Below are 14356 nucleotides of genomic sequence, written 5' to 3'. Positions count from 1 at the left end.
GCTCAGGCCCGAAACTGCGCTCTGGCCCGACCTGCGCTCGGGCCCGAACCGGCCGGGCCGCCGTGCTAGCTGGCGCGACGGCTGCGTTCCGTGGCGTCTTGCACCTCGCCGACGAGCTCTTCGATGATGTCTTCCAAGAACAGCACCGCCACCGTCTCACCCTCGTCGTTACGCACGCGGGCGAGGTGTTTGCTGGCGCGGCGCATGAGCGCGAGCGCGTCTTCGAGATCGGTGGTGGTGTGAACCGGAACCAGGTCGTGCACACGCTTGGCAGGAATCTCCCGCTCGCCGTCTGGGTCACCGTCTTGAGTGACGCGCAGCACATCCTTGAGGTGCACATAACCAACCGGAATGTTTTCCTCATCGACGATCACGTAGCGCGAATAACCGTAGGTGGCCACAGCCTTCTCAACCTCATGCGGCGTGGTGCGCTCACCAAGCGTTACCAGACGGTCCAGCGGCACGGCGACGTCCATCGCCTTCTTGTCGGTGAACTCAACCACGTTTGACACCGTGCCCGCTGTATCGGCCAACACGCCCTCGGCGCGCGACTGATTCACGATGGTGGCAACCTCTTCCAACGTAAAGGTCGAGGCCGCCTCGTTCTTCGGCTCGACGCCAAACAGGCGAAGCACCGCGTTGGCGATCCAGTTGAGGGTCCAAATGACCGGGTGAAAAACCTTCGACACCCACACCAGCGGGGTCGCCAAGAACAGCACCGCGCGATCGGGCACCGAGAACGCGAGGTTCTTCGGAACCATTTCACCGAACACGACGTGCAGGTACGAGACCAGCAGCAGCGCGATGATGAACGCGATCGTGTCGACCGTGCCCTCGTCGAGGTTGGTCAGGCCGAGCGGATACGCCAGGAGGTGGTGAATCGCCGGCTCAGAAACGTTCAGAATCAGCAGCGAACAGATCGTGATGCCGAGCTGACTCGTCGCCAGCATCAGCGTCGCATGCTCCATGGCATACAGGGCGGTCTTGGCGGCGCGAGAGCCCTTTTCGGCCAACGGTTCGATCTGCGAGCGTCGAGCCGAAATGACGGCAAACTCGGCGCCGACGAAGAAGGCGTTTCCGATCAGCAGAATGACCAGCCAGACAATTCCCATCCAGTCGCTCATCGTGCCTCACCTCCTTCGCTCGTCGTCGCATCAACCGGCGCTGGCACAAACTTCACCCGATCAACGCGGCGGCCATCCATCCGCTGCACGGTGAGGATGCCGTCTTCGACCTGCACCTCATCACCAACCTGCGGAATACGCTCCAGCACGCTCATGATGTAGCCGCCGACGGTGTCGTACACATCCCCCTCTGGCACGCGCACGCCAGCACGGTCGGCCAGCTCATCGGGGCGCAATTCGCCCGGGAAAGTCATCGACTCCTTGCCACGAATCACGCCGGCGCGGGTGCGGTCATGCTCATCGAGCACTTCGCCAACAATCTCTTCGACCAGATCTTCCAGCGTCACGATGCCGGCGGTTCCGCCGTATTCGTCAACCACGATGGCCATCTGGTAGCCGCGTGAACGGAGCTCGGCGACAAGAACATCCAGATGCACGGTCTCGGGAACCCGCAGTGGTTCGGTCGCCAGCGCTGCGGCCGGAACATCGGAGCGACGCTCGCGAGGAACGCTGATGGCGGCCTTCAGGTGCACGATGCCGAGAATGTCATCCATCGACTCGCCATAAACCGGAAAACGGCTGTGCCCCGTGGTTCTCGCGAGGTCAACGACATCTTCGGCCGTCTCATCGGCCTGCAGCGCCTGCACGCTGGGGCGCGGGGTCATCACATCGTCGGCCGACAGGCGCGCGAAGGTGAGCGAGCGGTTGAGCAGGCTTGCGGTGTCGGCTTCGAGCAGGCCCGCACTCGCCGAGCGGCGCACCAGGCTGGAGAGCTCTTCTGCCGAGCGCGCACCGCTCAGCTCTTCTTTTGGTTCCACGCCCATGGCGCGCAGAATGCCGTTGGCGGAACCATTGAGCACCACGATCGCGGGCTTGAAGACGGTGGTAAAAAGCGTCTGAAACGGCACCACGATTTTCGCGGTTTGCCTCGGCAACGCCAGGGCGAAGTTCTTTGGCACCAACTCACCGATGATCATCGAGAGCACCGTCGCCAAGAACATAGCAACGACGGTCGCGATCGGCTGTGAGACCGCGGTGGGCACTCCCCACCCGGAAAACAGCGGCGCGAGCAATTGCGAGATCGCCGGCTCCATGGTGTAACCCGTCAGCAGCGTCGTCAGTGTGATGCCGAGCTGAGCGCTGGAGAGGTGGGTAGAGGTGATCTTGAGCGCCGCAATTGTCATCGACAGGCGAGACTCACCGCGAGCGCGTCGCGCCTCCAGATCGGCGCGATCAAGGTTGACGAGCGAGAATTCGCTGGCCACAAACAGGCCGGTGCCGATTGTGAGCAACAGACCGATGACTATTCCGAGCCAGGGCTCCAAAGCAGTTCACCCCCAACCATCGGGGCGGAGGAACAGCGGGGCGTATGTCTACAACTAGGAGGGTCGTCCATTGTGTGGCTCAGTCTAACGGAACTTCCTGAACGCACGAGGTTTTGTCATTTCTGAAACCGGGCCGAGATGCCACCAAATACGGGTGCTACCAACTGACCGGCAGCGCCTTGCCCTCCTCGTAACCGGCGGCCGATTGCAGGCCAACGCGGGCCCGCTCGCGAAACTCGGTGACGGTATGAGCGCCGGCATACGTGAACGAGGAGCGCACGCCGCTGGTGATCATATCGATCAGGTCTTCTACGCTGGGGCGCAGCGGATCGAGGTAGATCTTCGACGACGAGATGCCCTCGGCAAAGAGCTCCTTGCGGGCACGATCGTACGCATTCAACCGCCCAAAGCGCGCCTGCACCGCCTTCGTTGACGCCATGCCCCAGGACTCTTTGTAAACGCGACCAGTCGCGTCCCGCAGCAGCTCGCCCGGCGATTCGATGGTTCCGGCAAACCACGAGCCGATCATCACGGAGGCAGCGCCTGCCGCGAGCGCGAGCGCAACATCGCGGGGGTAGCGCACCCCACCATCGGCCCACACGTGGGCGCCCATATCGCGCGCGGCTTCAGCAGTCTCCAGCACGGCGGAGAACTGGGGCCGGCCGACGGCCGTCATCATGCGGGTGGTGCACATCGCGCCCGGCCCTACCCCCACCTTGAGGATGGTCGCGCCCGATGTGACCAAATCGTGCACGGCGTCGGCGGTCACGATGTTGCCCGCGACAATCGGCAGCCCGAGGTTGAGGGCGGCCACATTGCGGATGGCCTGCATCATGCCGCGCTGATGCCCGTGCGCGGTGTCGAGAACGAGCACATCGACCCCGGCCGCGGCGAGCGCCTTCGCCTTCTCGGCCGGGTCGCCGTTGATGCCAACGGCCGCGGCCACCGCAAGACGACCGCCGGCGTCAACCGCGGCGGGGTACAGGCTGGAGCGGAGGGTGCTTCGCGCACTCGCCGTGCCAACCACAACACCGTGCTTGTCTTTGACCAGCAGCAGCTCTTCGCCGGTTTCGACCACCAGATCGAACGCGTGTCGCGCGTCGGTGACATCTTCGGCGTCGATGGCCGGAGCCGGCCCCGCAACGAGCGTTCCTAGCGGTGCGTCCTCGGGCGCAGCGCCCAGGCGCTCACCGGTGACCACTCCGCGAACGTTGCCCGAATCCAACGCCGCGTCTGGATCGCGCACCACCACAACACCAACACCGGGAAGAGCCGGAACCATGCGGAGCGCGTCGGCGGCGGTTGCCGTTTCGGCAAACACGATCGGGGTGTCCCACAACACCGGTTGCGCCTTGACCCAGCGAATGGCCGAGTCGAGCTGTTGCAGCGGCACATCTTGGGCGAGCACCGCAAGCCCACCACGCCGAGCCATGGTGGCGGCCATCCGCGGGCCCGTCACCGAGTTCATGTTTGACGCGACCAGTGGCGTGCGCGCCGGGGTGCCATCTGGCGGCGTCAGATCGACGTCGAGTCGGCTCGTGATGCTTGAGCGCGAAGGCACCAAAAAGACGTCGCTGTAAGTCAAATCGACCTGGGGTCGCTCACCGATGAACTCCATACCCACACGGTACGCCGAGCGGAGGCATGGGGGCGAGTATCGATGCAAATCCGCCCGCCGCGCCGCACGGATGGAACCAGCAACCGCACGTACCGAGAAATTGTGAACATAACGATCAGCGCGGCGCTCTACCTCCCAGCGATCTGGGTTAGGCTTGGGAGGTCCTGTGTGTGGGCAAAAGTGTGCCCCCAGGGCTCCAGGATCATCACGACGAAAGTGGGCGATCGAGCGTGTCGAGCCAGTTGACGGGCATCGGTGCTTCGAACGACGGAGAGTTCGGAGCCAATGAATGGCTTGTCGAAGAACTCTATGAACAGTTCAAGGCAGATAAGAACTCAGTAGATAAGGCATGGTGGCCCGTTCTCGAGGCCTATCAGCCGCCGACGGGAGCCGCGTCTGCTCCCGCTACTGCCAAACCCGCAGCCCCTGCTGCCACCGAGCCGCGCCCGGTGACGGCGCCGATTCCGGTGATTGGTTCGCAGCCAGTGGCCAAGACAACGGCAAAGCCGGCAGCACCGCAGCCGATTCCCGCACAGGCACCGAAGCCGACCGTTGCGGACCCGGCAGCTGCCGCAGAAGAAGATGTCGTCACGCCGCTGCGAGGAATCTTCAAGACGATCGCCGCCAACATGGAGACGTCGCTCTCGTTGCCGACGGCGACCAGCGTTCGCACGATTCCGGCGAAGCTGATGATCGATAACCGCATCGTCATCAACAACCACATGGCGCGTGCGCGCGGTGGCAAGGTCTCGTTCACGCACATCATTGGCTGGGCCATGATTCAGGCGCTGAAGGAGTTCCCGAGCCAGAACGTCTACTACGACGAGATCGACGGCAAGCCCTCGGTCATCCAGCCCGCGCACGTCGGCCTGGGTATCGCTATCGACCTGCCGCGCCCCGACGGCACCCGCGCACTCGTGGTTCCGTCGATCAAGCGCGCCGAGACCCTCACGTTCAACGAGTTCCTCGCCGCCTACGAAGACCTGGTCTCGCGGGCCCGCGACAACAAGCTCACCGCCGCCGACTACCAGGGTGCAACGATTTCGCTCACCAACCCGGGCGGCATCGGAACCGTGCACTCGGTTCCGCGTCTGAGCAAGGGCCAGGGTTGCATCATCGGCGCCGGAGCGCTGGAATACCCCGCAGAATTCCAGGGCTCTTCCGAGCGCCTGCTGGCCGAAATGGCGATCGGTAAGACGATCACCCTCACCAGCACCTACGACCACCGCGTCATTCAGGGCGCCGGCTCCGGCCAGTACCTGAAGAAGGTTCACGAACTGCTCATCGGCCAGCGCGGCTTCTACGAGGGCATCTTCGCTGCACTGCGAATCCCCTACGCGCCGATTCGCTGGGCAACCGACATCAAGGTTGACCTTGCCGAGCGCGTTGACAAGCAGGCTCGCGTTCAAGACCTCATCAACTCGTACCGCGTTCGCGGTCACCTGATGGCTGACATCGACCCGCTCGAGTACGTGCAGCGTTCGCACCCCGACCTGGAGATCGAATCGCACGGTCTCACCTTCTGGGATCTGGACCGCGAGTTTGTGGTCGGCGGCTTCGGCGGCAAGCGCGCCATGAAGCTTCGTGACGTGCTGGGCGTGCTGCGCGACTCCTACTGCCGCACCATCGGCATCGAGTACATGCACATTCAAGACCCGGAACAGCGTGCGTGGTTCCAAGAGCGCGTCGAGGTCAAGTACCAGAAGCCGACCCACGACGAGCAGATGCGCGTGCTGGGCAAGCTCAACGAGGCCGAAGCCTTCGAGACCTTCTTGCAGACCAAGTACGTCGGCCAGAAGCGCTTCTCGCTGGAGGGTGGCGAGTCGCTGATCCCGCTGCTGGATGAAATTCTGCAGGGCGCAGCGACGGCAAACCTCGCCGGTGCCGCCATCGGCATGGCCCACCGCGGCCGCCTCAATGTGCTCACCAACATCGCGGGCAAGACCTACGGTCAGGTGTTCCGCGAGTTCGAGGGTTCGGTTGCGCTGGGCAACAAGCTCGGCTCTGGTGACGTCAAGTACCACCTCGGCACCGAGGGCTCGTTTGTCAGCGACAGCGGTAGCGAGCTGCCGATCTACCTGGCAGCCAACCCCTCACACCTGGAGACGGTTGACGGCGTACTCGAGGGCATCGTGCGCGCCAAGCAAGACACGTTCCCGATCGGATCGTTCACGTGGCTTCCCGTACTGATTCACGGTGACGCCGCCTTCGCCGGCCAGGGCGTTGTGGTCGAGACACTGCAGATGTCGCAGTTGCGTGGCTACCGCACCGGCGGAACCGTGCACATCGTCGTCAACAACCAGGTTGGCTTCACGACGCTGCCGCAAGACTCGCGCACCTCGGTCTACTCGACCGATGTCGCCAAGACGATTCAGGCTCCGATCCTGCACGTCAACGGCGATGACCCCGAAGCCGTCATCCACGTGGCACAGCTCGCGTTTGAATACCGCGAGAAATTCCACCGCGACGTGGTGATCGACCTCGTCTGCTACCGCCGTCGCGGTCACAACGAGGGCGATGACCCGTCGATGACGCAGCCGCTGATGACCAACCTCATCGAGGCGAAGAGCTCGGTTCGTAAGCTCTACACCGAGGCTCTCGTTGGTCGTGGTGACATCACCGCTGACGAATACGATCAGGCCAAGGCTGACTTCCAGGGTCGTCTCGAAGTGGCGTTTGCCGACACGCACGCGGCGCAGACCGGTGCGATCGACATCATCACCGAGCAGCCCGAGCCTGAGCTTGCCGGCAACCCCGAAGTTACGGGTGTTTCGAAGGAGGTCGTCGAGCTGATCGGTGACGCTTTCGCAAACAAGCCCGAGGGCTTCACGGTGCACTCCAAGCTTCAGCAGCTGCTCGACAAGCGCGTCGACATGAGCCGCAACGGCTCGATCGACTGGGGCTTTGGCGAGTTGCTCGCGTTCGGTTCACTGCTCGTCGAGGGCACGCCGGTTCGCTTGGCAGGTCAAGATGCCCGACGCGGAACCTTTGTGCAGCGCCACGCGGTGCTGCATGACCGCGCAAATGGTCAAGAGTGGTTGCCGCTGGCGAACCTGTCAGAGAACCAGGCACGCTTCTTCGTCTACGACTCGCTGCTCAGCGAGTACGGGGCGATGGCGTTTGAATACGGCTACTCGGTCGAAAACGACAAGGCGCTCGTGCTGTGGGAAGCCCAGTTTGGTGACTTCGCGAACGGTGCTCAGTCGGTTGTCGACGAGTACATTTCCGCTGCCGAACAAAAGTGGGGCCAGCAATCCAGCGTCGTGCTCCTGCTCCCCCACGGCTACGAAGGTCAGGGCCCTGACCACTCGTCGGCTCGCATCGAGCGCTACCTGCAGATGTGTGCACAAGACAACATGACGGTCACGCGTCCGTCGACGCCCGCGTCATACTTCCACCTGTTGCGCCGTCAGGCCTACGCCCGCCCGCGTCGTCCGCTGATCGTCTTCACCCCGAAGGCCATGCTGCGCTTGCGCGGCGCGTCCAGCCCGGTTGAAGACTTCACCACCGGCAAGTTCGAGCCCGTTCTTGACGATGACCGCGCAGGCGTCGACAAGAATGTCGTCAAGCGCGTTCTGGTGCACTCCGGAAAGATTCACTGGGATCTCGTCAGCGAACTCGACAAGACGCCGAACCCCGAGATCGCCCTGGTGCGTCTCGAGCAGTTCTACCCGAAGCCGATCGACGAACTGCGCGCCGTGCTCGACTCCTACCCGAACGCCGAGGTTGTTTGGGTTCAGGATGAGCCGGAGAACCAGGGTGCGTGGCCGTTTATCGCGCTGAACGTTGCTCCGGAACTTGGCCGCGACGTTCGCGTTGTCTGCCGCCCCGCCTCGGCTTCGCCGTCAACGGGTTCGAGCAAGGTTCACGCGCTTGAGCAGGCCGACCTGCTCAAGCGCGCACTGACCTAAAAACAACACTCCACGAGGGGCGAGAGCATTCACTGCTCTCGCCCCTCGCCGTATCTGCACCCGTGGTTTCGGCCCGGGTCCGGCCCACGCGGCAGCAGGAGATTAACGCCGCAGCAGGATGAAAAACGCTGTTGGGTCCGTCTGCCGGCGTAATCTCCGTACACGGCGTTAGCCAGACCCCCGAGGCCCGAGAGACGCACCCGCGTACAGCCCTCCGCGGTTCCGCCCTGTTCCGCCCCACGGCGCCCACGCGGTGCCGCACCCGTGGTTCCGCGCCACGCGGCAGTAGGAGATTAACGCCGCAGCAGGATGAAATGCGCTGTTCGCCCCGTCTGCCGGCGTAATCTCCGTACGCGGCGTTGACCAGACTCCCCCACGGCCCGAGAAACGCACCCGCGTGTTCGTCATGCCGATGCACATTCTGAGGCCGTGCTCGCGATATTCTCAAAGGATGCTCGCCGTCGTCTTGGTCAACCCGGCCGCGCGTGGCGGGACGCCAACAGACGCGGTTGAGGTCGTGCGTTCACGCCTGGGAGCGACCGGAGTCAACCGTGTTGTCACGCTGACTCCCGCGTCAGCCGCCGAGGCCGAGCGCGAGCTTGCGGCGCTGCTGCCCGAGACCGCGCTGGTGGTTGTCATCGGTGGGGACGGAACCGTGAATATCGCGGTTAATGTGTTGGCCGGAACGCGCATCCCACTGGGCATTGTGCCTGTCGGCAGCGGCAATGACTTCGCCTCCGCCTTTGGCATCGCCGAGCTCGACACCCTTGCCGCCACCGAGGTGATCACCGCCGGAATCACCCGCACGGTCGATCTCGCCAGCGTCACCCGCCCCGACGCCACCGTGCGCAAGTTCGCGAGCGTGTTTGCCAGCGGTTTCGACTCCCTCGTCAACGACCGCGCCAATAACATCCGCTGGCCGCGCGGCCACATGCGATACAACCTCGCGATTGCGATCGAGTTCTTTCTGCTGAAGCGCGTGCGGTACGTGATTTCTTGGGTGGCCGAAGACGGAACCACCGGAACCACAAATTCGACGCTGCTGATGGCGACGGTGGCAAACACGGCTACGTATGGCGGCGGCGTGCCGATCTCGCCAAAATCAGACCCGGCCGATGGCGTGCTCGAACTCATCATGGTCAAGCCCGCCGGTCGTCTGCGCCTGCTCCGCCTGCTCAACCGGGTTTTTCAGGCGAAGCAGCTCGACGATCCGCTGTTTTCGGCCCAACGTGTGACGTCGGTGACGATCGATACCGCCGACACTCGCGGATATGCCGACGGCGACCCCATCACGACGTTTCCGGCGGAAATTTCGGTCGATCCCGGCGCGCTGACGCTGATCGTTCCGGCGGCAACACTCGCGCCGCCGGCAGCGAACATGGCTGTCGAACAGAACATCACGGCCGCAACGCCGGAATAATCGGCATAGACTGAAAGGCTATGTCTGAGCCGCGTATTGTCTTCCCTCCGGAGCTTCCTGTCAGCGCCGCGAAGGAGGAGATTGCCGACGCAATTCGCGACCACCAGGTTGTGATCGTTGCCGGCGCTACCGGCTCGGGTAAGACGACGCAGTTGCCCAAGATCTGCCTCGAACTGGGCCGCAAGAAGATTGCCCACACCCAGCCTCGGCGCCTTGCCGCGCGTACGATCGCCGAGCGCATTGCCGAAGAGCTCGACGTTGAGCTCGGCACCACCGTCGGCTACAAGGTGCGCTTTACCGACAAGGTGTCAGACGACACGGCCATCGCTTTGCTCACCGATGGCATCCTGCTGAACGAGATCCACCGTGATCGGCTGCTGCGCCGCTACGACACCATCATCATCGATGAGGCACACGAGCGCTCCCTCAATATTGACTTTCTGATGGGGTATCTGGTGCGCATTCTGCCCGAGCGCCCCGACCTCAAAGTCATCATCACCTCGGCGACGATTGACCCCGCGAGTTTCGCGCGCCACTTCGGTCGTGACGATGTTCCGGCGCCCGTCATCGAGGTGTCTGGCCGCACCTACCCGGTCGAGATTCGATATCGCGCGCCGCTTGACGATGGCGACGAGGTCGACAGCATTGTGCAGGCGCTGCGCGAGCTCGATGCGGAACCACGCGGCGACGTCTTGGTGTTCTTGCCCGGTGAGGCAGAAATTCGCGATGCGCAAGATGCCCTCAAGGGTGCGTTCTCGTCATCGACCAGCCGCACCGAGGTGCTGCCGCTGTTTGGCCGACTCAGCGCCGCCGATCAGCACCGCGTCTTTGAGCCTTCGCAGGTCGCGGGTCTGCGACGCCGCATTATTCTGGCGACCAACGTTGCCGAGACCAGCCTCACGGTTCCGGGTATCAAATACGTTGTCGACACCGGCACCGCCCGCATCTCGCGCTACTCGGTGCGCTCCAAGGTGCAGCGCCTCCCCATCGAGGCCGTCTCGCAGGCTTCGGCGCAGCAGCGATCAGGTCGCGCCGGCCGCACCAGTGACGGCATTGCGATTCGGCTGTACTCCGAAGAAGACTTCGACAAGCGCCCGGCCTTTACCGATCCAGAGATTCTGCGTACCAACCTGGCGTCGGTCGTGCTGCAAATGCTGGCACTCGGCTTCGGCGACATCGATGACTTTCCGTTTCTTACGCCGCCCGATTCCCGAGGAATCAAGGCCGCCTTCGACCTACTGATCGAACTCGGCGCCGTTCACGGCGAGAGCAACGAGCTGACCACAATCGGCAAGCAGCTGGCACGTCTGCCGATCGAGCCACGCTTCGCTCGCATGCTCATCGAAGCGGCGCACACCGGCGTGAGCGCCGAGGTACGCGCAATCGTGGCGGGCATGTCGATCCAAGACGTGCGTGAGCGCCCAGAAGAACGGCGCGAAGAAGCCGACCGTCTGCATGCGCGCTTCGTCAACCCCACCAGCGATTTCTTGTCGCTCTATGCCCTATGGACCTACCTCGAAGAAAAGCGCACGGCGCTCGGATCCAGCGCGTTTCGCCGGCTCTGCCGAGACGAAATGCTCAACTACGTGCGCGTTCGCGAATGGTTTGATGTGTATCGCCAACTCGAGCGTCTCACCGGTGATTTGGAACGCGGAGGGCGCCGATCAGGGCACCGTGCAGAGCGCGGAACCACGGGGCACGGAACCACAGGGCGCGGCCCAGCGCGCGGCACGAAGGGTGCGGCACGCGGTGGCCGCGACTCGGCCACTGCCGCGAGTGCACCGGGCGCCGCAGCGGCGGATCCCGACGCCGTTCACCGCGCGATTCTCTCCGGCCTGCTGTCGCAGATTGGCGTGCTCGACACGCGTACGCAACAACCGCGTACCGCCAAGCCGTCGCGGCCGATATCGACGTATCTTGGCTCGCGCGGCGTGCGATTTGCCATCTTTCCTGGTTCCGGTCTTCGCAAGAAGGCGCCCCACGCGGTGATGGCCGCCGAGCTCGTTGAAACGAGTCGTCTGTTCGCCAGAACGGTTGCCGCCATCGACACGGCGTGGGCGGAGTCGCTAGCCGGCAACCTGGTGAACCGTAGCGTGAGCGAACCGCACTGGTCAAAGGCGCAGGGCGCCGCCCTGGCGTATGAGAAGGTGACGCTGTTCGGGGTGGAAATCGTGGCGAAGCGCCGCGTGCAGTTCTCCCGCATTGACCGCCCGGCCGCTCGCGAACTATTTGTGCGCCATGTGCTGGTTGAGGGCGAGTGGGATCCGTCAAAGCTTGCGCCAACCCTGACGGCATTTGTCCGCCAAAACCATGAGCTGCGCCGCCGTTTGGAAAAACAGGAAGAGCGCGAGCGCCGTCGCGACATTCTGGTCGGTGACGAGGCAGTCTTTGACTTCTACAACGCCCGAATTCCGGCGGACGTCAGTGACGTCCGCTCGTTTGAAGCATGGTGGAAGACGACCATCACGCGCAACCCAAAACTGCTCACCATGCGAGAAGAAGACCTCCTCGAAGGTGCCTCACGATCAGGCGGAGACGAATTTCCCTCGCGATGGAGTCAGGGCGATCTCACGCTATCGCTGGGCTACCGCTTCGAGCCTGGCGCACGCGATGACGGCGTCACCGTCGTCATTCCGCTGCCCCTGCTGGCAAGCGTTGACGCCGCGGGGTTTGATTGGCAGGTACCGGGCATGCGCGACGAGCTCATCACCGCCATCCTGCGATCGTTTCCCAAGACGATTCGCCGCAACGTGGTTCCGGCCTCCGACTGGGCCACAAAGTTTTCGGCGCAGTTGGCCGCAGCCGGGCCGGAGAACCACAACGGCCGGCCACCCAAATCCCTGGGCGAAGCCCTCGCCGCCCTGGTGCAGCCGATCGCGAATCAGCGGGTGAGCGCGAGCGATATCGAGTGGGAGCGCGTACCCGCGCACCTGCAGATGAACTTCCGCGCGGTCGACGCCCGCGGGCGTGCGATCGACTCCGACCGCTCGCTTGCGGCCCTGCAGCAGCGTCTCAGCGAAAAGGCACGCGACAGTGTCGCCGCGCAGATTCGCAAGGCACAGCCCGGCTCGGAGAAGGCGCCGAAGCCGGGGTCAACCACGGCGTCACGATTCGCCGAGCGCGAGGGCATTACGACATGGGATCTCGGAACCATTCCCCCGCACGTCGACACGGCTCTCGCCGGAGGCACGGTGCGTGGCTACCCGGGCCTGATCGACGATGGCTCGAGTGTGTCAATTCGTGTGCAGACCGACCCGGCGATCGCCGAGCGCCTGCACCACGCCGGAGTGCGCCGCCTGTTGCTCCTCGCCCTGCACTCGCCCGCGTCGTACGTGCAGGAGCACCTGACGTCGGCCGAAAAGCTCTCGCTGGCAGCCTCGCCGTATCCGTCGGTCAAGGCCCTCATCGAAGACGCCCGTGCCGCCGTGATCGATCGCGTGATCGCGACCACCACGACGGGGCCGATTCGTACCGAGGCCGAGTTCATCGCGGTGCGCGATGCTACGAGCGCAGCCATGGTTGACGGAACCTTCACCGCAGTGAGTCTCGTGGCTCGCATTCTTGACGGCCACCGTGCTGCGGAGCGCACGATCAAGCAGATCACCTCGATGCCGCTGTTGGGCACGCTCAACGATGTACGCGGGCAGCTCGCCGGCCTCGTCTACCCCGGCTTTATCTCGCGCACGGGCCTCGACCGTCTCGCGCACTTTCCGCGGTACCTCGCCGCCGTCAAGCACCGCCTTGACAATCTATCGGCCAATGCGGGGCGTGACCGTGCGTGGATGTCGGAGTGGGAGCGCGCCAACCAGCTGTTCCTCGATGCCGGTGGCATGGTTCCGCCCGCGGATAATGCGCGCACGGGCCTCGTACACGCGCGTTGGCTTCTCGAAGAGCTGCGTGTCAGCCTGTTCGCACAGACGCTCGGCACGGCGGAGCCCGTCTCGCAGCAGCGGGTGCAGAAGGCGCTCAACACCTGAGTGCCCGCGGTGGCCGTTAGGCTCGAAGCATGTCGCAGGCGATCCAGTACACCCAGCTCGGTGGCCCCGAGGTTCTGACCCTTGTTGAGGTTCCGTTTCCGGAGCCAGCACCCGGCACCGTCACGGTGCGGGTCGAGGCGGCGGGCGTGAACCCGATCGATTGGAAGCTGCGCAGCGGGCTGCGCGCGACGCCCCCGTTTGAGGGGCCGCAGGGCACCGGATCGGATGGCGCCGGAACCATTGCTGCCGTTGGTGAGGGTGTTGACGGTTTTCGGGTGGGTGACGCGGTGGCGTTCTGCAATGCGGCGGGCGCGTACGCGACCGACGTTGTGGTGAGCGCGGCGCACGTCTTCCCCCGGCCTGCGGGCGTCTCGGCCGCGGCCGCAGCCGCACTGGGTGTGCCCGCGGGTACCGCGTATCAGGTGGTGCGCTCGCTGGCGATCACGACGGACGATGTAGTGCTCGTGCACGCCGGTTCTGGTTCGGTCGGGCAGTTTGTGATTCAGTTCGCGCGGCTTTTCGGCGCTCGCGTTATCGCCACCGCCAGCGACCGTCGGGCCGGCACCGTCACCGCGCTCGGCGCCACCCACGTGACCTACGGCGCGGGCCTCACCAAGCGCGTTCGCGCGCTGGGCATCGAGGTCACCGCGGTCATCGACTGCGCAGGCACGGACGAGGCGATTGAAACGTCGCTCGCCGTTGTCGCCGATCGCTCCCGCATCGTGACGATTGTGCGCGGCAAGGAGGCCGACAGTTGGGGAATCCGCGCCTTTATGGGCGGCTCACGCCACCCCATGACCGCGCAGCAGCTGGCGTGGCGCATCGAAGCAATGCCAGTGAGCCTCGCGCTCATGGCAACGGGCACGCTCACGGTTGAGATCGGTGAGAGTTATCCCCTCGAACGCGCCGCCGATGCGCAGGCCGCCAGCCAGGCGGGTCGCGACGGCAAGCTCATCATCACGCCGTGATGAACCTCACGCC

General features: G+C 64.3%; 7 protein-coding genes. 4 read left to right on the top strand and 3 right to left on the bottom strand.

Going from position 1 to position 14356, the window contains the following annotated elements; all coding sequences use genetic code 11:
- Positions 1-65 precede the first annotated feature (65 nt).
- From FVP60_RS07560 to guaB1, 3 genes are all read right to left on the bottom strand, one after another.
- Positions 66-1124 carry a hemolysin family protein gene (locus FVP60_RS07560; protein WP_147825671.1) on the bottom strand — a complete coding sequence of 353 codons (1059 nt, stop codon included), beginning with the start codon at positions 1122-1124 and terminating at the stop codon, positions 66-68.
- A complete protein-coding gene (locus FVP60_RS07555; RefSeq protein WP_425463453.1) occupies positions 1121-2425 on the bottom strand; it encodes a hemolysin family protein in 1305 nt (434 codons plus the stop codon). The genes FVP60_RS07560 and FVP60_RS07555 overlap by 4 nt, the downstream gene beginning before the upstream one ends.
- A gap of 181 nt (positions 2426-2606) precedes the next feature.
- Positions 2607-4067 carry a GMP reductase gene (guaB1, locus tag FVP60_RS07550; RefSeq protein ID WP_147825669.1) on the bottom strand — a complete coding sequence of 487 codons (1461 nt, stop codon included), beginning with the start codon at positions 4065-4067 and terminating at the stop codon, positions 2607-2609.
- 230 nt (positions 4068-4297) lie between these two features.
- On the opposite strand from guaB1, the gene FVP60_RS07545 reads away from it, so the two are divergent.
- From FVP60_RS07545 to FVP60_RS07530, 4 genes are all read left to right on the top strand, one after another.
- A complete protein-coding gene (locus FVP60_RS07545) occupies positions 4298-7978 on the top strand; it encodes a multifunctional oxoglutarate decarboxylase/oxoglutarate dehydrogenase thiamine pyrophosphate-binding subunit/dihydrolipoyllysine-residue succinyltransferase subunit (protein ID WP_187240604.1) in 3681 nt (1226 codons plus the stop codon).
- Between the two features lie 451 nt (positions 7979-8429).
- Positions 8430-9398, top strand: coding sequence for a diacylglycerol kinase family protein (locus FVP60_RS07540; RefSeq protein WP_147825668.1), 969 nt, complete (start codon positions 8430-8432; stop codon positions 9396-9398).
- A gap of 20 nt (positions 9399-9418) precedes the next feature.
- Positions 9419-13375, top strand: coding sequence for an ATP-dependent RNA helicase HrpA (hrpA, locus tag FVP60_RS07535; protein ID WP_147825667.1), 3957 nt, complete (start codon positions 9419-9421; stop codon positions 13373-13375).
- Between the two features lie 29 nt (positions 13376-13404).
- Positions 13405-14343 (top strand): quinone oxidoreductase family protein, encoded by a 939-nt coding sequence (locus FVP60_RS07530; protein WP_147825666.1) that lies wholly within the window; start codon positions 13405-13407, stop codon positions 14341-14343.
- Positions 14344-14356 lie beyond the last annotated feature (13 nt).

This window comes from Microbacterium mitrae, assembly GCF_008017445.1.
GTDB lineage: Bacteria > Actinomycetota > Actinomycetes > Actinomycetales > Microbacteriaceae > Microbacterium > Microbacterium mitrae.
Note: the sequence above shows the minus strand (reverse complement) of the source record. Positions and strands in the feature narration are given on the sequence as shown.